General features: G+C 70.4%; 19 protein-coding genes. 6 read left to right on the top strand and 13 right to left on the bottom strand.

Translation table 11 applies throughout. The annotated features are described in order from the left end of the window. Positions 1-11 precede the first annotated feature (11 nt). From PMI01_RS26490 to PMI01_RS14805, 8 genes are all read right to left on the bottom strand, one after another. The gene (locus PMI01_RS26490; RefSeq protein WP_007670192.1) at positions 12-1,001 is read right to left on the bottom strand and encodes a M15 family metallopeptidase; all 990 of its coding nucleotides are present in this window, start codon (positions 999-1,001) and stop codon (positions 12-14) included. Between the two features lie 28 nt (positions 1,002-1,029). Continuing rightward, complete coding sequence (locus tag PMI01_RS14835; RefSeq protein WP_007670189.1) at positions 1,030-2,526, bottom strand: CoA-acylating methylmalonate-semialdehyde dehydrogenase; 1,497 nt, start codon at positions 2,524-2,526, stop codon at positions 1,030-1,032. Positions 2,527-2,627: 101 nt separating this feature from the next. Beyond that, the gene (locus PMI01_RS14830) at positions 2,628-3,149 is read right to left on the bottom strand and encodes a flavin reductase family protein (RefSeq protein WP_007670185.1); all 522 of its coding nucleotides are present in this window, start codon (positions 3,147-3,149) and stop codon (positions 2,628-2,630) included. 40 nt (positions 3,150-3,189) lie between these two features. Then, positions 3,190-3,777 carry a CDP-alcohol phosphatidyltransferase family protein gene (locus PMI01_RS14825; protein WP_007670182.1) on the bottom strand — a complete coding sequence of 196 codons (588 nt, stop codon included), beginning with the start codon at positions 3,775-3,777 and terminating at the stop codon, positions 3,190-3,192. 197 nt (positions 3,778-3,974) lie between these two features. Next, the gene (locus PMI01_RS14820; RefSeq protein WP_007670180.1) at positions 3,975-4,415 is read right to left on the bottom strand and encodes a DUF1801 domain-containing protein; all 441 of its coding nucleotides are present in this window, start codon (positions 4,413-4,415) and stop codon (positions 3,975-3,977) included. 5 nt (positions 4,416-4,420) lie between these two features. Then, positions 4,421-5,590 carry a glutathionylspermidine synthase family protein gene (locus PMI01_RS14815; RefSeq protein ID WP_007670178.1) on the bottom strand — a complete coding sequence of 390 codons (1,170 nt, stop codon included), beginning with the start codon at positions 5,588-5,590 and terminating at the stop codon, positions 4,421-4,423. Between the two features lie 218 nt (positions 5,591-5,808). Further along, positions 5,809-6,546, bottom strand: a complete 738-nt coding sequence (locus PMI01_RS14810) for a PspA/IM30 family protein (RefSeq protein WP_007670168.1) — start codon at positions 6,544-6,546, stop codon at positions 5,809-5,811. 24 nt (positions 6,547-6,570) lie between these two features. Then, entirely contained in the window at positions 6,571-7,002 is a 432-nt protein-coding gene (locus PMI01_RS14805) for a YjfI family protein (protein ID WP_007670166.1), read from the bottom strand. Between the two features lie 171 nt (positions 7,003-7,173). Here PMI01_RS14805 and PMI01_RS14800 point away from each other — a divergent pair, with 171 nt between their 5' ends. The 6 genes from PMI01_RS14800 to PMI01_RS14775 all read left to right on the top strand — a co-directional run bounded on the left by PMI01_RS14800 (position 7,174) and on the right by PMI01_RS14775 (position 13,623). Further along, positions 7,174-7,827, top strand: a complete 654-nt coding sequence (locus PMI01_RS14800) for a DUF2491 family protein (RefSeq protein ID WP_007670164.1) — start codon at positions 7,174-7,176, stop codon at positions 7,825-7,827. Positions 7,828-7,846: 19 nt separating this feature from the next. Beyond that, a complete protein-coding gene (locus PMI01_RS14795; RefSeq protein ID WP_007670162.1) occupies positions 7,847-8,260 on the top strand; it encodes a DUF350 domain-containing protein in 414 nt (137 codons plus the stop codon). A gap of 11 nt (positions 8,261-8,271) precedes the next feature. Beyond that, entirely contained in the window at positions 8,272-8,898 is a 627-nt protein-coding gene (locus PMI01_RS14790; protein ID WP_007670160.1) for a DUF1190 domain-containing protein, read from the top strand. 256 nt (positions 8,899-9,154) lie between these two features. Further along, positions 9,155-9,877 carry a response regulator transcription factor gene (locus PMI01_RS14785; protein WP_007670158.1) on the top strand — a complete coding sequence of 241 codons (723 nt, stop codon included), beginning with the start codon at positions 9,155-9,157 and terminating at the stop codon, positions 9,875-9,877. Beyond that, entirely contained in the window at positions 9,874-11,256 is a 1,383-nt protein-coding gene (locus tag PMI01_RS14780; RefSeq protein WP_007670156.1) for a FecR domain-containing protein, read from the top strand. The genes PMI01_RS14785 and PMI01_RS14780 overlap by 4 nt, the downstream gene beginning before the upstream one ends. A 75-nt stretch (positions 11,257-11,331) precedes the next feature. Beyond that, positions 11,332-13,623 carry a CHASE2 domain-containing protein gene (locus PMI01_RS14775; protein ID WP_007670155.1) on the top strand — a complete coding sequence of 764 codons (2,292 nt, stop codon included), beginning with the start codon at positions 11,332-11,334 and terminating at the stop codon, positions 13,621-13,623. 95 nt (positions 13,624-13,718) lie between these two features. Here the strand turns inward: PMI01_RS14775 and PMI01_RS14770 are convergent, their stop codons facing one another. From PMI01_RS14770 to PMI01_RS14750, 5 genes are all read right to left on the bottom strand, one after another. Further along, on the bottom strand, positions 13,719-14,471 hold the full coding sequence (locus PMI01_RS14770) for a class I SAM-dependent methyltransferase (RefSeq protein WP_007670153.1): 753 nt from the start codon (positions 14,469-14,471) through the stop codon (positions 13,719-13,721). An 89-nt stretch (positions 14,472-14,560) separates the two neighbouring features. Continuing rightward, positions 14,561-15,079: a hypothetical protein gene (locus PMI01_RS14765; protein ID WP_007670146.1), complete on the bottom strand. Its 519-nt coding sequence runs from the start codon at positions 15,077-15,079 to the stop codon at positions 14,561-14,563. Positions 15,080-15,259: 180 nt separating this feature from the next. Beyond that, positions 15,260-15,436 (bottom strand): hypothetical protein, encoded by a 177-nt coding sequence (locus PMI01_RS14760; protein ID WP_157223789.1) that lies wholly within the window; start codon positions 15,434-15,436, stop codon positions 15,260-15,262. Positions 15,437-15,441: 5 nt separating this feature from the next. After that, a complete protein-coding gene (locus PMI01_RS14755; RefSeq protein ID WP_007670143.1) occupies positions 15,442-15,810 on the bottom strand; it encodes a hypothetical protein in 369 nt (122 codons plus the stop codon). A gap of 127 nt (positions 15,811-15,937) precedes the next feature. Next, positions 15,938-17,431 carry an amino acid permease gene (locus PMI01_RS14750; RefSeq protein ID WP_007670141.1) on the bottom strand — a complete coding sequence of 498 codons (1,494 nt, stop codon included), beginning with the start codon at positions 17,429-17,431 and terminating at the stop codon, positions 15,938-15,940. Positions 17,432-17,461: the final 30 nt, after the last annotated feature.

Genomic DNA, 17,461 nt, shown 5'->3' with positions numbered 1-17,461 from the left:
GGGAGAGGGTTTCAATTCCCTCCCGCCAGCTCACCAAACGTCTTCGTCCCGATGCCGTAGCTTCGCCAGTCCTTGTAGTCGAAGTGCCACCACTCCTCGGGATAGACCTCGAACCCTTCGGCCACCATCGCCTCGCGCAGCAGGGCCCGCAGCGCCCGCTGGCGCGTCGTGCCGCCGATGAACTCGGCATAGGAGCGGCCCGACATCTCGTCGTAGCGGCTGGGCATCTCGACCGGCTTGCCGGTCTTCAGGTCGTACAGCGTCAGGTCCACGGCGCAGCCGCGGTTGTGGCGCGAGCCCTGGGCGGGGTCGGCGACGAACATGTGGTCCTGCGGCGGCGTCGCCTCCCAGAACATCCAGGTGACGAACCAGGGGCGGTAGGCGTCGTGGACCAGCAGGCCGTAGCCCCGGGCTTCCAGCACCTTGGCCGCCCGCGCCAGCGCCTGGGCGGCCGGGCGCTGCATGTAGGCGGCGGCGCGCTCGTAGAGGGGCAGGCCCATGAAGTTGTCGGGACCGGCGTAGCGGATGTCGAAGCGGATCGCGGGGTCGACGGTCGCCAGGTCGACGAGGTCGGCGGGCCGATGGTCGGCCGTCTCGACCGGCGGCGTGGCGGCCAGGGCCCTGGCCCGCAGGGCCTGCGGGTCGGCCCGCACCGCCGCGCGAATTGCGGCCTCGACCTCGGCCCCGAAGTCGTGGCGGGCCAGGCGCGTTCCGTCCAGGCGCACGGCGACCGGCTCCAGCGCCAGTTCGCCGCCGCCGTCGATGCGATAGCGGCCGCGCCCCAGCGGCGTCAGTCCGGCGTCGGCATGGCCTTGGCCATCGACGCGCAAGGTCCCGTCGCGTTCGAACACCGTCAGCGGCGCGGCGCGCTCGCCGTATTGGCCGACCGCCGCCATCTCGGCGGCGTCCAGGGATTGGGCGACCGCGCCCGTGGTCAAGATCGTGGTCAGGGCGAGTCCCGCGAGGCCGGCGGCGGCGAAGACGTTGAAGGATCCAACCATGCGTCGCGCCGCCCCCTGCCCTGGCGCCCTATTTCATCGTCGGGATGACGAAGGCGTCGCCCTCGTGGTCGCCCTCCGGCCACCGCGCGGTGATGGTCTTGACCTTGGTGTAGAACTTCACGCCCTCGACGCCGTGCTGGTTGGTGTCGCCGAACGCGCTGCGCTTCCAGCCCCCGAAGGTGTGGTAGGCGACCGGCACCGGGATCGGCACGTTGATGCCGACCATCCCGACATTGACCCGCGAGGCGAACTCCCGCGCCGCCTTGCCGTTGCGGGTGAAGATCGCCACGCCGTTGCCGTACTGGTGCTCGGACGGCAGGGCCAGGGCCTCCTCGAAAGTCTCTGCACGGACGATTTGCAGCACCGGGCCGAAGATCTCCTCCTGGTAGGTCTTCATGCCCTTCTTGACGCCGTCGAACAGCGACGGGCCGATGAAGAAGCCCTTCTCGAAGCCCTGCAGGGCAAAGTCGCGGCCATCGACCACCAGTTCCGCGCCCTCTTCGACGCCGATCCGGATGTAATCCGCGATCTTGGCGCGGTGCTGGGCGCTGACCACCGGGCCGTAGTGGGCGTCGAGGTCGGTGGAGATCCCGACCTTCAGGGTCTGCATCTCGGCCACCATCCGCTCGCGCAGTTCGTCACCGGTCTTCTTGCCGACCGGCACGACGACGGGCAGCGCCATGCAGCGCTCGCCGGCCGAGCCGAAGGCCGCGCCCGACAGGTCCTTGACCACCTGGTCGAGGTCGGCGTCGGGCAGCACGATCCCGTGGTTCTTGGCCCCGCCCATGGCCTGGACGCGTTTCCCGTGCGCCGTGCCGGTCTGGTAGACGTAGTGGGCGATGTCCGACGAGCCGACGAAGCTGACGGCGCGGATCAGCGGGTGGGTCAGGATGGCGTCGACGGCGGTCTTGTCGCCGTGCACGACGTTCAGCACCCCGGCCGGGGCCCCCGCCTCCATCATCAGCTCGGCCAGCTTGACCGGCACCGTCGGGTCCTTCTCCGACGGCTTGAGGATGAAGCTGTTGCCCACCGCGATCGAGATGCCGAACATCCACATCGGGATCATGGCCGGGAAGTTGAACGGGGTGATGCCGGCGCACACCCCCAGCGGCTGGCGCATCGAATAGACGTCGATGCCCGGGCCCGCGCCCTCGGTGTATTCGCCCTTGAGGATGTGGGGGATGCCGCAGGCGAACTCGATCACCTCCAGGCCGCGCTGGATGTCGCCCTTGGAGTCGGCGACCACCTTGCCGTGCTCCGACGACAGCATCTCGGCCAGGGCGTTCATGTCGCGCTCGATCAGGCGCTTGAACTCGAACATCACCCGGGCCCGGCGCTGCGGGTTGGTGGCGGCCCAGCCGATCTGCGCGGCGGCCGCGGCCTGGACGGCGGCGTCCAGCTCGGCGTCGCTCGCCAGTTGCACGCGGGCGTGGACCTCGCCGGTGTTGGGGTTGAACACGTCGCCGAAGCGGCCGGACGTCCCTTCGAGGGTCTGTCCGTTCACGAAATGGCTGATGGTCCGCATGATACGCTCCCTAGACCTTGTTTTGCGCGTCAATAGCACCCGACTAGACGCACGTATCCCGCAAATTTTATCCGCCGCACGTCACCGAGGGACGCAAGGCGCTATTCCTCGACGTGCACCCGGCGGAACCGGCCCTGCAGATAGACCAACGGCTCGTGGCCGGGATCGTAGCGCAGTTTGACCACCCGCCCGACATAGACCCGGTGGTCGCCGGCGTCGAAGACCTGGTGGGTGACGCATTCGAAATTGGCCATGCAGCCGGGCAGGATCGGGGCGCCGGTGCTCCAGGCCTCGGTCTCGACGCCAGCGAAGCGGTCGCCCTCCTTGAGGGTGAACTGGCGGGCCATGACCTGCTGGTCGGCATGCAGCACGTTGACGGTGAACTGGCCGGCCGCGTCGAGGGCCGGCAGGCTCTTGGATTTCAGGTCGACGCAGACCAGGGCCAAAGGCGGGTCCAGCGACACCGAGGTGAAGCTGTTGGCGGTCAGCCCGACCCGGCGGCCGTCCTCGCCCAGGGTGGTGACTACCGTCACCCCCGTGGTGAAACACCCGAAGGCGCTCCGCAAAGCCCGGGCGTCGTGCGCGCCGCCCTCACCCAGTTCAATCGTGACCGCCTGACTCATTCGCTCACAAGTGGGGCAAAGCGGCGCGTCCGGCAAGGCTTCAGGCCGCGCTCGCCGCGCGGCGCAGCGCCAGGGCCTGGCGCACGCCTCGGATGTCGCAACGCCAATCCGGCAGGATCAGCATGATGGCCAGAGCCTCCAACTGCGAGGCCACGCCCATCACGAAGGCGAGCGCCAACATCAGGCCGCCAGTCCCGGTGATCAGCAGCTGGGTCAGCAGCGCCCACAGCGCCAGCCCGAACAGCTTCGACAACAGATGATGTGGCGACGCCTCCTTGCGGAAACGGGCGAAGCTGACGGCGTGGGCCGTCAATTCCATCGCGCCCAGCACCACGACCGGCGGCCAGAGCGTCGCCACCAGATCCGGATGCAGGATCAAGACGGAAGCGGTCGCGCAGAGCCAGAAGACCACGTCGGCCCGGCTGTCGAAGGTGCGCAGGCGGTCCGTGACGCTGCCCAGGCGCCGGGCGACCACCCCGTCGAAGATGTCGGACAGCACCCCGACCGCGAGCAAGCCCGCGCAGGCCCAGCGCGCCGGCGGGCCGACCCGCACCGCCAGGGCCAGGATCAGCAGCCCGGCCGCGACCCGCAGGGCGATGAGCAGGTAGGGAATGGCGCGCGGGGTCATGCGCGGACGGTAGTGGGAATGGCCAGAACCACAAGCTGACGCCTCAATGCCTGTCCCTCCCCCTCGCGGGGAGGGTGGCGGCGCAGCCGACGGGTGGGGGCCGGTGCAGGGTGTCTATCTCGCCAGCGCGGTGCGGCGGCTCCCCCACCCGACCCCTTCGGGGCCACCCTCCCCGCAAGGGGGAGGGACGGGATTCTCTACTGGCCGCGCCCCGCCAGGTTATAGGTCAGCGCCAGGGCCACGCAGTGCCGGAACGCCGCCTCGGGAACCGGCTCGCCGAGCGACAGGATCAGGGCCCGGGCCCCCTCGAACCGGAACTGGTCGGGATAGAGCAGCCGGAACGACTCCACGAGCGTCGTCTGGCAATGGAAGTAGGCCGCGTATCGGTCGGGCGAGCCCTTGACCGCATTGATGCGCACCGTCGTTCCGGTGCGCGGCGCCTTGGGCCGGTAGGCGGGCTCTCCCCACTTCAGCGTCTCGACCAACACGCCGACGCCGGGCGTCTGCGCGGCCGTGGCGAGGATCAGGCCGCGCAGTCCGAGCAGGGCGTCCCGCAAGGGCGGAGGACGGCTGTCGAAGAACGCCCGCACCTCCGGGACGTCGATCGGGGCGGCCAGCTCATCCTCGCGCCGCCCCACGCCCCCTACCCCTCGATCACGTGCGGCACGAACCGCGCCAGGTTCTTGGTCACCACGCTGTCGTCCTCGCGGATGCCGATGCCGACCGGCTCGGCCCCGACGATCCAGGCCCCGACCACCGGGCGCTTGCCGTCGAACTCCGGCGGCGGATGGTAGGCCTGGAGGATCGCGCCCTCCGCGCCGTAGCCCTGGTCGAGCACGGGTTCCCGAAGATGTTCCGGCCCCCCGACGACCTCGACATTGGCCCCTTCGCGCGAGAACAGCGGCTTGCGCACGTAGCGCGCGCCGAGGTTCGCGGCGGCGGGGTCGCCTTCGAAATAGGCCTCCAGCAGGTTGGGGTGGCCGGGGTGGCGTTCCCACAGCAGCGGCAGGGCGCCCTTGTTGGACAGGATCGACTTCCACGCGGGTTCCAGCCAGCGCACCTGGGCGGTCTTCAGGTGGGCGGCGTAGGGCTCGCGCAGCATGTGCTCCCACGGATAGAGCTTGAACGCCGCCTGCAGCACGAAGCCTTCCAGGTCGACGAACTGGCCCTCGGCGTTGACCCCGATGGCGTCCATGGCCACGAACTTCGGCTCGATGCCGGCCTGGATCGCCAGGTCCTCGAGGAAGCGCACGGTCTGGCGGTCCTCGACGGCCTCGGCGTCGCTGGCGAAGTGGACGAAGCCGCCGGTCGGGAACAGCGTCTTGAACCGGTCGCGCAGGGCCTCGAACAGGCTGTTGAACTGGTCGGCGTTGGCCGGCAACGTCCCGCTGGCGATCAGTTCCTCCAGCCACAGCCACTGGAAGGTGGCGGCCTCGAAGACGCTGGTCGGGGTGTCGGCGTTGTATTCGTAGAGCTTGGGCTTGCTGACGCCGTCATAGCCGAAGTCGAAGCGGCCATAGAGCGACGGCTGCTTGGCGCGCCAGGAGGCGGCCACGAAGTCGCGATGCTCGGCCGGGATCGCCAGCCGGGTCATCAGTTCCTCGCTGGCCACCACCTCGTCGACCAGGTCCAGGCACAGGTCATGGAGTTCGGCGGCGGCCGGCTCCAGATCCTCCTCCACCTGCTTGAGCGTGAAGGCGTAGGCCACGCTCTCGTCCCAATAGGCCTGACCTTCGGTGTGGTGGTAGACGAAGCCGACGGCCTCGGCCTTGGCCTTCCAGTCGGGACGGGGCGTCAGCTTGAGGCGGCGCATTAGACTTCAATCCACTTCGACGCCACGTTCGATACGGCCATGCTCACTCGGTCTTCCCTTCGACGATCAGGCTCCCAATCAGGTTGTCATCCCGGTCGCAGCGAAACGGAGAACCGGGACCCAGGGGTCGGCGCACTGCGGTTGCCCTGGGTCCCGGCTCTGCGGCCCGCTGCGCGGTCCTCCGGCCGGGATGACAACACTGTGAAAGGCGCCAGACCCTAGGCTTCGCCCTTCGGCGCCTCGTCGGGCTTCTGCTCGATCTGCAGCGTCGGCTTGGCCGGGGCCAGGCGGGCCAGGACGTCGTCGGCCGAGGACTGGCCGGGCAGGATGCCGGCCAGGCGCAGCTTTTCGTCCAGGTCGGCGCCGGTGCGGCGGTCTTCCAGTTCGCCGGCCGCCTTGATGCGCTCGCCGCGGATCGCCTGCTTTTCCTTGATGCGGGCCAGGCTGTCGGCGGCCGAGCCCAGCGACGAGCCCGCGCCGGCGCCGCGCGCGGCGACCGAGGCCTGGGCCTTCTGGACGGACTCGTTGACCTTCACGACCTCGACCTCGCGACGCAGGGTCTCGATGCGGCGATCGGTGGCGCTGATGGCGGTGTGCAGCTGGTCCTCGGCCGTCCGCATCTCGGCGACCTGCGGCTCCTTCAGGGCGATGTCCGACTCCAGGTCGGCGATGCGCTGGGCCACCTGGCGGGCCAGGTCCATGTCGCCCTTGGTGACCGCGGCGCGGGCCGAGCCCTCGTACTTGACGACCTGGTCGCGGAAGCTGGCGACTTCCTTCTCCAGGATGCGGCGGCGGGCCACCAGGCTGGCCATGTCGTCGCGGGCCTTGCCCTGGGCGGTGTCGGCGTCGCGGATTTCCTGGTCGAGGATCCGGATGGCGTTGGCGTCGACGACGGCCGAGGTGGCGTCATGCGCGCCCGCGCGACCCAGGGTGAACAGCTTTTGCCAGATGGACATTGGGAGGCTCCGAAGGGTCGCGAGTTAGGCGTTGGCGGGGGTGAAGGACGAGCGCAGGTCGGAGGCCGCTTCGATGGCGTTCTCGGCCAGGGCCCGCAGCTCGATCAGGATGTCGTCCAACGACGAGGTCGTCGCCAGCTCGCCGAACAGCTCGTAATAGTCGCGGTCGCCGACCGCGCTGATGCCGAAGTTCGACAGCGGCACCAGCTTCTGGGCCTTGAGCAGGAATTCGTTGAAGGCGTGGCGGTCCTTCTGTTCGTCGACCGGCCACAGCAGCGTCGAGGCGGCGATCTGCTGGTCGCTGACGCTGACGAAGATCTCCAGGTCGCCGTGATCGTGCATGGTCACCAGCAGGATCGGATCGGCGCCCTCGACGACGCGGGCCGTCATGGCGTCGCTGAATCCGTCGGAAAGGGCGGTCTTCAGCGAGCGAACAGTCCAGGCGGGGGTCGTCATCGGGCGGTGTCTCCAATCGGCGATAGCGTTTCATACTAGATGGGCGGACGAACGCCAGCCGTCGAGAGCGCAACCTTGCGTACTCGCATGACAAGTTGGTAATGGCGCGGCCCCTTTTGCGAAGGCGGCGCGCGTCGTACATGTGGGCGAGTTTCGCATTCGGATCGCTTCATGTTCAGCAAGCTCTTCGGCCGCAAGGACAGCGCGCCCGCCTCGGCCCTGCCGGCGATCCGCAACGTCACCCTGGGCCGCACGGTCTGGCTCGACACGCTGGCCTGGCGGCGACTGGGCGACGACCTGAAGTTCGTGCTCGACACCGACACCCTGGAAATCACCGCCCAAGGCCTGGTCGAGCTGCGCGAGGGCGGTTTCGTCCACCGGTTCTATACCGACGACAACGTCATGTTCCAGGCGGTCTCCGACGACCGCGACGGTCAGCGGGTCACCGACATCACCGTCTTCATCCCCTGGGACAGCGCCTATCCGGGCGGGCGGGCCGACGAGGAGGCCTGGGCCAAGCGCCTGCGGGCCCGCACCTTCACCGGTCCCGGCCTGCCGGAATACCGGCGCGACTGGTTCGGCGACGAGGCCGAGAGCCAGGAGCCGGTGAGCTTCTGGGAAGACGTCCACGACGACCGCGACGGCATTCCCGATCGGCGGATCTTCCAGACCTGCATGCTGTTCTCCCGCGATTTGCCGGGCGACGGCCGCGAGCTTCTGCTAGCCATCCAGCAGGAGAACGAGAACGAGGACACCCGCCAGCGCGAGGTCTCGTTCGAGATCATGGTCGGCGTGGCGTTGAACGTCGGCGAATTCCGGGCCTAGGCCCTATGGGGGAATACCAATGAGCGACCTGCACGGATTTGGCGGTAACGCCCTGGCGTTCCTGGTGGCCTTCGTCGCCGCCGGCCTGTTCACCGTGGCCTTCAAGGTCATCTACCAGTGGGTGACGCCCTATAACGAGGGCAAGCTGATCCGCGAGGGCAACGCCGCCGCGGCCCTGGCCCTGGGCGGGGCCCTGGTCGGCTACGTGCTGCCGCTGGCCTCGGCGCTCAGCAACACCGTCAGCCTGATCGAGTTCTGCGCCTGGGCCGCCCTGGCCGGCGTGATCCAGATCGCCGCCTTCACCCTGGTGCGGATGACGGTGATGAAGGACGTGACCAGCCGGATCGAGAAGGGCGAGACCGCCGCCGGCGTCTATCTGATGAGCATCTCCCTGGCGGTCGGCCTGCTCAACGCCGCCTGCATGACGGCCTGAGGCGAGTCCCCATGTCAGACCAACCCTCCTCCCCGCGTCGCCGCCTGCGCTCCAGCGGCCTGGCCCTGACCAGCCTGATGGCCGGTACCGCGATGTCGATCAGCGCCTGCGACGGCTCGCCCGGCGCCACCCAGTGGGGCGACCCGCCGGCCGCCTCGCGCGAGGTCGACGCCAAGACCTTCGCGTCGCTGGCCGACTGCAAGAGCTCCGGCGACATGACCGCCGAGCAGTGCGACACCGCCTATGCCCAGGCCCAGAAGGACGCCGCCGCCAACGCCCCCAAGTTCGGCGACCAGCAGAGCTGCGAGGAGCGCTACGGCGTCGACCAGTGCGTGCCGCGCAGCAGCCAGGGCGGCGGCAGCTTCTTCACCCCGCTGCTGACCGGCTTCATCGTCGGCCAGGCGCTGAGCAACATGGGCGGCGGCTATCGCGGCGCGCCGATGTACCGCGACCGCGACGGCACCTACTACAGCGGCTCGGGCTATCCGCTGTCGCGCGACTACGTCACCGGCCGCACACGGGTGCGCTCCGACAGCTTCGACGCGCCCGAGGCCCGCGCCCCGGCCCGGGTCCAGAGCCGCAGCTCGGTGATCTCGCGCGGCGGCTTCGGCGGCGGCGGGCGGTCGTTCGGGGGGTAACCCTGCATCCGCCATCCCTGCATGAAGCGGGGGATGGCGGACGTTGGGGCAATGCGAACGCCCCTCGAACTGGACTGTAAACCATTGTAAATTCGCCGGGACAACCGGAGCGGTGGGGCGTGCGGCGGGCTAGGCTGCGGATGCGGATGGCCGCATCAATCCCACCCCCCGGATCGCGTCCGCCGCCGCGCGTCCCGCGCCCCGACTCCATGCGGGGCGCGGGACGCGCGAGTTCTTCTGGTTTGCAAGTGAGCCCATGAAAGTCGCCCTGCTCGACGACGACGACAGCCATAACGCGCTGGTCGCCGCCCTTCTCGGGCCGGCGGGTTATGACTGCACCAGCTTCACCCATCCCGAACGCCTGCTGGCCGAGCTGCGCCGCCAGACCTTCGACCTGATCATCCTCGACTGGAACATGCCCGACCTCAGCGGCATCGAGACCCTGCGCCGAATCGGCGAGGTGTTGACGCCCGCCCCGCCGGTGCTGCTGCTGACCAGTCGCTCGATCGAGGCCGACCTGGTCGCGGGCCTCAACGCCGGGGCCGACGACTACATCGTCAAGCCGTTGCAGCCCCCGGTGCTGCTGGCCCGGGTCAACGCCCTGGCCCGCCGCGCCTATCGCCCGGCCGCCATCCCGCAGGTCGAGCAGCACGGGCCCTACCGCCTGGACCCCGGCGCCCAGACGGCCGGCTGGGGCGACCGGGTCGAGACCCTGACGCCCAAGGAGTTCCAGCTGGCCTCGCTGCTGTTCAACAACCTGGCCCGGCCGCTGTCGCGCGAGTACCTGCTGCGCCGGGTCTGGGGCCAGCGGCCGGACCTGGAGACCCGCACCCTGGACGCCCACGTCTCGCGCCTGCGATCAAAGCTTCACCTTCGGCCCGCGAACGGCTTTAGACTGACCACGGTCTACGGGTTCGGCTACCGACTGGAAGCCTGCGAACCCGAAACCGACACCGCGACCGGAGCCGTTCCCTCATGAAGCTTGCCCCCGTGCGAGACCTCGCCGCCGCCGCGGCGCTGAGCCTCGTCCCTGGCATGGCCCTGGCCGGTCCGCCGACCGCTCCGCCTCCCCCTTCGCCCCTCGACGCGCCGATCACCTACGTGGTCCAGCGGGGCGACACCCTCTACGATCTGGCCAAGGCCTATCTGCGCAGCGTCAACGACTACCGCCATGTGCAGCGCGTCAACCGGATCAGCCAGCCCCGCGTGCTGCCGATCGGCGCGCGTCTGCGCATCGACCCGTCCCTGCTCCGCACCGACCCGCTGGACGCCCGGCTCAGCGCCTTCAGCGGCCGGGTCCAGGTCGAGACCGACGGCCGCCTCGCGCCGGCCCGGGTCGGCATGGCGATCCTCGAGGGCCAGCGGCTGATCACCGGCCCCAACGCCTTCGCCACCATCGACATCGCCGACGCCTCGCGGGTCACCCTGCCCTCCAACACCAGCCTGCGCGTCGTGCGCCTGCGCCAGGTGGTGCTGACCAGCGCCCCGCAGCGGATCTTCCAGCTGGACGAGGGCCGCGGAACGGTGTCGGCCACCCCGACCACCAACCCCAACGCCCGCTTCGAGGTCCGCACGCCGGTCTCGATCTCGGCGGTGCGCGGCACCGAGTTCCGGGTGCGCTACGCCCCGGCCCAGCCGGGCCTGCCGGCCCGCGCCCAGACCGAGGTGCTGAAGGGCGCCGTGGCGGTCTACGCACCCGACGCCAAGCCCGTGGTCCTGAACATGGCCGCCGCCACCCCGGCCGGCTTCGGCGTCACCGCCACCGCCGACGCCGTCAGCGGGCCGACCGCCCTGCTGCCGCCGCCCCGCCTGGCGCCCGGCGGCGACCGCCAGAGCGAGCGGGTGATCCGCTTCGCCGCCGAGCCCGTGGCCGGGGCCGCCGCCTACCGGATGCAGCTGGCGCGCGACGCCGGCTTCGTCGACCTGTTCGCCGAGGCCATGGCGCCCGAGCCGGTCGCGATGTTCGACGACATGCCGGGCGGCACCTATTTCATCCGCCTGACCGCGCTGGACGGCGGCGGGCTGGAAGGCATGGGGGCCGACTACAGCTTCGACCGCGACCTGGACACCCTGGAGCCGGGCCCCTCGCCCACGCCCAGCGTCGAAGGCAAGCACCGCTATTTCCTGTTCCGCTGGAACGCCGCCGGCGACGGCGTGCGCAGCTTCCGCTTCCAGCTGTTTTCCGGAACCGAGCCAGTCTCGCCGATCGTCGACCAGCCCGGCCTGACGGACTCCCAGCTGACCCTCACCGACCTGCCGCCCGGCGCCTACAGCTGGCGCGTCAGCGCGGTGCGGTTCAAGAAGGGGACCTACACCGAACGGCTCGGCCCGTTGCAGCCCCTGCAAATCGGGCGCTAAGCCTTGTTTGGCGCTTTTTCTTCAAGCGAACCGACACCCGCTTCACTCGAAAACGCTTCGGGCCTGGATCTTCCCTTGCGATTGTTCCGACGCCACCCGCCCCGGTCCACCAAGCGTCGGCTGCTCAGCTGGCTGGTCGTCGCCGCCCTGACCAGCCTGGCCCTGGCCGCCCTGACGGCCAGCCCGCTGACCACGCGCCTGGACAACATTCTCTATGACCGCCTGCAGCGGGCCTCGGCCCGGCCGGTCGATCCCTCGATCCTGATCGTCGGCGTCGACGAGCGCAGCCTGCGCGAACTGGGCGCCTGGCCCTGGTCGCGGGCCCGGCACGCGGCGATGATCGACCGGCTGACCCAGGCCGGCGCCAAGGCCATCGTCTACGACGTGCTGTTCAGCCAGCCGGCCCCCGACCCGGCCGACGACGCGGCTCTGGCCTCGGCGGTCACCCGCTCGGGCAAGGTCTACCTGCCGCAGTTCCTGGAGTCCGACGGCCAGGACGGCGCCCCGCCGACGCTGGTCGGGCCCCTGCCCGAACTGGCCCAGGGCGCGGCCGGCCTCGGCCTGGCCCACGTTCGGTTCGACGCCGACGGCGTGGTCCGCCGCATGGCCCCGTTCGAGGCCGACGGCCCCGACCTGGCCCCCGACCTGATGACCGTGGTCCATCGCGCCACCAAGGCGTTCGACGCGCCCGACGCCACGCGCGGCTCGGCCACCACCCTGCTGATCCCCTTCGCCGGGCCGCCCGACCGCTATCGCCAGATCGCCTTCTCCAGCGTGCTGGCCGGAGAGATCCCACCCGACCTGATCGCCGGCCGCACGGTGTTCGTCGGCCTGACCGCGCCGGGCCTGGGCCCCGCCTTCCCCACCCCGGTCACCCCCGACGCGGCCAGCATGACCGGCGTGCAGCTGCAGGCCAGCGTGCTGGACGGCCTGCGCGGCGGCAAGATGGTCAAGCCGGCCGGCCTGGTCAGCCGCCTGACCTTCGCCCTCAGCCTGCTGTGGCTGCTGCTGGCCGGCCTGCTGGTGCTGCCGCCGCGCGCCAACCTGCTGCTGCTGGCCAGCCTGCTGGCGGTCGCCCTGGGCGTCAGCGCCGCCCTGTTCGGCGTCGCCCACCTGTGGCTGTCGCCGGTGGCGGCGATCCTCGGCCTGGCGGTGGTTTCGCTGCTGTGGGGCTGGGGCCAGCTGGGCCGGGTCAACGACCTGCTGGGCCATCAGCTGGACCGCCTGAGGTCGGCCGGTCCGGCCTCCGCCCGCGACGAGGCCGGCTTCGAGAGCGACGTCGTCGCCCGCCAGGCCTTCAGCCTGGGCGCGGCCATCACCCGGATCGACGACCTGCGGCGGTTCTCGGCCGACGCCCTGTTCAGCCTGCCCGACGCCACCCTGGTGGCCGACGCCGAGCGCCGGGTGATCGCCGCCAACGCCGCCGCCCGGACCTTGCTGTGCCGCGCGCCCCAGGCGACGGGCGGCGGGACCCTGGCCGGCGCCCTCAACGCCCTGGAGCCGCTGGGCCGCACCTTCCCGCCGACCTGGCCGACCGAGGCCGACAGCGGTCGCGCCATCGATCTGCACCTGGCCGACGGCCGCGCCTACCAGTTGCAGACGGTGTTCCGCCGCGACGAAGCCGGCCCAAAGGATGGGGGCGACGCCGGCTGGATCCTGCGCCTGGCCGACATCACGCCCCTGACCGCCGCCATGCGTCAGCGCGAGCAGGCCCTGCAACTGCTGACCCACGACATGCGCTCGCCGCAGACCTCGATCCTGGCCCTGCTGGCCACCACGCCGGACCTGCCGGCCGAGATCTCCGAACGCCTGGCCGCCTGCGCCCGCCGCACCCTGGCCCTGGCCGACGGCTTCGTGCAACTGGCCCGGGCCGAGGTCACCCAGACGACCATGGAGCCGCTCGACGTCTGCGACGTGGCCGTCGAGGCGGTGGACGAGCTGTGGCCGCAATGCCGCCAGCGCCGGATCGAGATCCGCCAGGAGGGCTGTGACGCGCCGATGATGGTGCTGGGCGACCGCGGCGTGCTGGCCCGAGCCCTGGTCAACCTGATCGGCAACGCGGTGAAGTACAGCCCCGACGGCGCCGGCATCACCGTGCGCGCCGCCGCGGTGCTGGACGGCGGCCGCACCTTCATCGACCTCGCCGTCGCCGACCAGGGACCGGGCCTGACGTCCGAGGAGGCCGCGCTGGCCTTCCGCCCGTTCCAGCGTTTCGACCGGCCGGGCGCGGCCGCCGCCGACGGCGCCGGCCTGGGCCTGGCCTTCGTCCAGGCCGCCGCCGCCCGCCACGGCGGCGCCGTGACCTGCACCAGCACGCCGGGACAAGGGGCGACGTTCACGCTGAGATTGCCGGAGGCGGTGGGGTAATAGGCCGTGGCGCGGTTGGGGACACACACTCACGCTCCCCACCCTGCCCTCTGATCAAGGGCCGTGGGGGTGAGTGTGTGTCCCCGTCCTCGCCCCTACGGCTTCACGAACTTCAGGATGAACTGGTCGGTCTTCCCCCGGATGGCGGGGTCGAAGACGATCTGGGTGCGCGGGTCGGCGGGGTTGCGCAGCAGCGGGCTCTCGGCCGCCAGCTTGAAGCCCGCCCCCTCGACCTCCTTCTTGACCGCCGCGATGTCGATGCGGTGCAGGCTGTCGGACGTCGTGGTCCCCGAGCCGTCGACGGCGGCGTGGTCGACGATCAGGAACACGCCGCCGGGCTTCAGCGCCTTGAAGATCGCGGCGTCGATCGCGGCGGCCGCCCCGGCCGGCGACGATTTCAGGTGCAGGTCGTGGTAGTTCTGGACGGTGATGATCAGGTCCAGGTCGCCGGGCAGGTCCAGCGCGCCGAGGCTGCCGTTCAGGGGCGTGACGTTCTTGTAAGCCCCGGCCACGGCCTTCAGGTCCTCGCCGTAGCTGACCTTGTAGGCGATGAATTCGGCGGGCTGGTAGGCGTAGACCTTGCCCATCGGGCCGACGGCCGGCGACAGGATGCGGGTGAAGTAGCCGCCACCGATGATGAAATCCAGCGCCTTGGCGCCAGGCTTGACCCCGGCCAGGGCCAGGATCTCGCCCGGATGTCGCGCGGCGTCGCGGGCGCTGTCGGCCGCCGGACGGGCCGGGTCGGCCAGGGCGGCGGTGATGTTGGCCGGAACCTCGGCCGCAACCGGAAGGGCGAACGCGCCGACGGCGAACGCCGCCAGGATGGAAAGCATGGGCCGTGACGTCATGGGAGAGTCCTCACCTTTGGCTTTGGACCTCGATAGCGCGTCCAGAGGATCGGGTGAACGGCGTTCTGCGAGATGACGGATTGTTAATCCTAGCCCTTGCCCGGCGGCGAGCTCAGGGCCGCCACCAGCCGGTCGGCCAGGTCGGTCGCGTCGGCGCTGGACGAACGCGCCGTGGCCCACCCCGTCGGCTTGCCGGTGGCGACGTCGAGGACCACCAGGGTGGCCACGCGGACCGGGCCGCGACGCGACCACGGGTGAAGCCGGGTGGGGGCGCTGCGCCACGGGGCCTGGGCGGCCAGGGGGCCGGCGGCGGCGGAGACCCCGACGGCGGGCGCCGAGGTCCCGACCGCCACCTGCACCAGATAGGCCGGGGGCCGCGCGCCCGAGGCGTCGGCTCCGCCGGCGACCAGGCGGCTCATCACCTGGGCCTCGATCGCCTTGGCCAGGGCGACGTCGGTTCCGGTCGGCGCCGCCGGACTGGCCGGGGCGGCCAGGGCCTGGCCGGCCAAGGCTGGAAGGGCGCCGTCATGCGCCACACGCGGCGGAGTGGCGCAGCCGGCCAGCACCAGGGTCGAGAACGCGACCGAGGCCATCATCACAATACGCACGTGTGTCTGCTCCCCGACCGAAAGCTCGGTCCATGAACTCTAGAGCGCTTCCCGACCTGATTGCATCAGGCCGGGGCTCTAGATTTTTGTTTGACGCATTTTCTTCACGCGAACCGGAAGCCACTTCGCTCGAAAATGCTCTAGCTTCCGGACGCGGCCGGGTCATCCGTTTCGACGCGGCTAGATCCAGCCCAGCCAGGCGATCAACCGCCACAGCCCCCAGCCGATGGCCGTCCACAGCGCCAGGCTGGCCAGGCCGGCGGCGGCCAGGAACAGCCGCCTGGGACGGCCGTCCGCCGTCCGGTGCGGGGCCGGGTGCAGGCCCAGGCGGTCGGCCAGGTCCTGCAAGGCCGTCATCACGTTCATCGCGCCCCGACGCGAACATCCCGCCGGGCGTTGGCGGGCGTTCCGCCGCGCAGCAGGCCATAGGCCTGGTCGGTCAGCGCCCAGCGGTGGCTGTAGGGCCCGTAGGGCAGGTGCAGCAGGCCCGACGCGCGCGGATCGCTGGCCTGGCCGCAATAGGCGGCGAAGGCCTCGTCCAGCTCGCGCCGCAGGCTCTCCGGCGGGCGATAGACGCCGCGCTGCTTGGCGATATAGGCCACCACCAGGTCGCGGTGCGCCGCGCCGCCCAGGTCCAGCAGGGCCTGGGTGATCTCGGCGACCAGCGGATTGAGGAACGCGACCCCGACGCTCGTCGCGCCAAGGCCGCGCATCGCGACCGCCCGGTTCATGATCCATCCCCTAAAACGCTGTTCGGCGGATGTTAAAGGGCATGAACCCCAGCGCCACTAGAGGTGGTAGCCTCGTTTTTACAAAGCGTTACATTGACCTAGCGTCTCAAACCCGCCGCCGACCGGGTCAGTGCGTCTCATAGGCCGCCTTGCCGCCATTGAGGGCGAAGGCTTCCTCCGGCGACAGCACCAGCTTCTTGCGGCCGAAGGCGGCGAAGTAGGCGATGCCGACCGCGAACCAGACGGCCACGCCGATCACCCCGCTGCGATAGATCGGGTCCTTCAGCTGGTAGAAGATGGTGACCAGCGAGATCACCACCGTCAGGACGGCCCCAGTGACCCCGAACCGGCTCTTGTAGGGTCGCTCCATCAGCGGGAACTTGCGGCGCAGCAGGATGAACGACGCACCCTGCGCCACATAGGACAGCATGGCCCCGAACACCGCCATGTTCAGCAGCGTGCCGCCGATCGCCGCCGCGCCCTTCTCGGCCCCGAGGATGAACCAGACGGCCAGCATGACCGCCAGGCCTGCCGCCGAACCGGTCAGCAGGGCGACGTCCGGCGTCTTGCGCACCCCGTGGGTCACCGACAGGGCGCGGGGGAAGTAGCCGGCCCGCGACAGCGAATAGATCTGCCGGCCATAGGCGAAGATGATGGCGTGGAAGCTGGCGACCAGGCCAGCCACCGCGATCGCGGCGAGGACCTTGGCCAGGCCGCCGCCATAGATCGTGCGGAAGCCCTCGAGGATCGGCTCGCCCGACTTCGACAGCGCGAAGGCCCCCGGCGCGATGGCGCTGTTGAGCCACAGCACCAGCAGGGCCGAGACGATCAGCGTCGAGATGCCCAGGATGATGCCCTTGGGCAGGTCGCGGGCCGGGGTGTGCGACTCCTCGGCCGCCAGGGGCAACTGCTCGATGGCCAGGAACAGCCACACCGCGAACGGCAGCTGGGCCAGGGCCCCGCCGACCCCGGCCGGCAGGAACGGCCCGTGGCCGTCCTTCAGCTCGGTCCCGCCGGGGCCGACGTTCATGGCGTACTTGAAGAAGTCGGCGTGCGGCAGGGCGCTGACCCAGAACACCATCAGGCAGGCCAGGGCCAGCAGGGTGATGAACACCGTGAACTTGAACGACATCGCCACCCCGCCGGCGTTCAGCCCGACGAAGATGACATAGGCCCCGATCCAGTAGAGCGGCTGCACCCAGGCCGGCGTCTCGAAGATGCCGCCCAGATAGCTGCCGATGAAGAAGCAGACGACGGCCGCCGTCAGCACATATTCGACATTCTCGCACAGGCCGGTGATGAAGCCGCCCCACGGCCCCATGGCGGCGCGGGCGAAGCTGTAAGCCCCGCCGGTGTGCGGCTGGGCCGCCGCCATCTCGGCGATCGAGAAGGTCAGGCCCAGGTACATGACGGTGATGATCAGGGTGGCGACCAGCATGCCGCCCCAGCCGCCGACGCCCATGCCCAGGTTCCAGCCCGAGAACTGGCCGGAGATCACCGCCCCGACCCCCAGGGCCCACAGCGAGAACACGCCCGCATAGCGTTTCAGTCCGCGCTTGTCGAAATACGCGGCGTCGACCTTCTCGTAGCTGACGCCGCCCCCGGCGGTTTCCTCGCTCATGGCCGTCCCCTTGGTTGCAAGATCCCGGGG

The organism is Caulobacter sp. AP07, assembly GCF_000281955.1.
GTDB lineage: Bacteria > Pseudomonadota > Alphaproteobacteria > Caulobacterales > Caulobacteraceae > Caulobacter.
The sequence above is the reverse complement of the archived record's forward strand: the minus strand, read 5'-3'. Positions and strand labels throughout refer to the sequence as shown.

Coding starts and splice junctions, on each gene's coding strand:
- PMI01_RS26490 (WP_007670192.1), bottom strand. CDS start 1,001: ATGGTTGGATCCTTCAACGTCTTCGCCGCCGCCGGCCTCGCGGGACTC.
- PMI01_RS14835 (WP_007670189.1), bottom strand. CDS start 2,526: ATGCGGACCATCAGCCATTTCGTGAACGGACAGACCCTCGAAGGGACG.
- PMI01_RS14830 (WP_007670185.1), bottom strand. CDS start 3,149: ATGAGTCAGGCGGTCACGATTGAACTGGGTGAGGGCGGCGCGCACGAC.
- PMI01_RS14825 (WP_007670182.1), bottom strand. CDS start 3,777: ATGACCCCGCGCGCCATTCCCTACCTGCTCATCGCCCTGCGGGTCGCG.
- PMI01_RS14815 (WP_007670178.1), bottom strand. CDS start 5,590: ATGCGCCGCCTCAAGCTGACGCCCCGTCCCGACTGGAAGGCCAAGGCC.
- PMI01_RS14810 (WP_007670168.1), bottom strand. CDS start 6,546: ATGTCCATCTGGCAAAAGCTGTTCACCCTGGGTCGCGCGGGCGCGCAT.
- PMI01_RS14805 (WP_007670166.1), bottom strand. CDS start 7,002: ATGACGACCCCCGCCTGGACTGTTCGCTCGCTGAAGACCGCCCTTTCC.
- PMI01_RS14800 (WP_007670164.1), top strand. CDS start 7,174: ATGTTCAGCAAGCTCTTCGGCCGCAAGGACAGCGCGCCCGCCTCGGCC.
- PMI01_RS14795 (WP_007670162.1), top strand. CDS start 7,847: ATGAGCGACCTGCACGGATTTGGCGGTAACGCCCTGGCGTTCCTGGTG.
- PMI01_RS14790 (WP_007670160.1), top strand. CDS start 8,272: ATGTCAGACCAACCCTCCTCCCCGCGTCGCCGCCTGCGCTCCAGCGGC.
- PMI01_RS14785 (WP_007670158.1), top strand. CDS start 9,155: ATGAAAGTCGCCCTGCTCGACGACGACGACAGCCATAACGCGCTGGTC.
- PMI01_RS14780 (WP_007670156.1), top strand. CDS start 9,874: ATGAAGCTTGCCCCCGTGCGAGACCTCGCCGCCGCCGCGGCGCTGAGC.
- PMI01_RS14770 (WP_007670153.1), bottom strand. CDS start 14,471: ATGACGTCACGGCCCATGCTTTCCATCCTGGCGGCGTTCGCCGTCGGC.
- PMI01_RS14760 (WP_157223789.1), bottom strand. CDS start 15,436: ATGACGGCCTTGCAGGACCTGGCCGACCGCCTGGGCCTGCACCCGGCC.
- PMI01_RS14755 (WP_007670143.1), bottom strand. CDS start 15,810: ATGAACCGGGCGGTCGCGATGCGCGGCCTTGGCGCGACGAGCGTCGGG.
- PMI01_RS14750 (WP_007670141.1), bottom strand. CDS start 17,431: ATGAGCGAGGAAACCGCCGGGGGCGGCGTCAGCTACGAGAAGGTCGAC.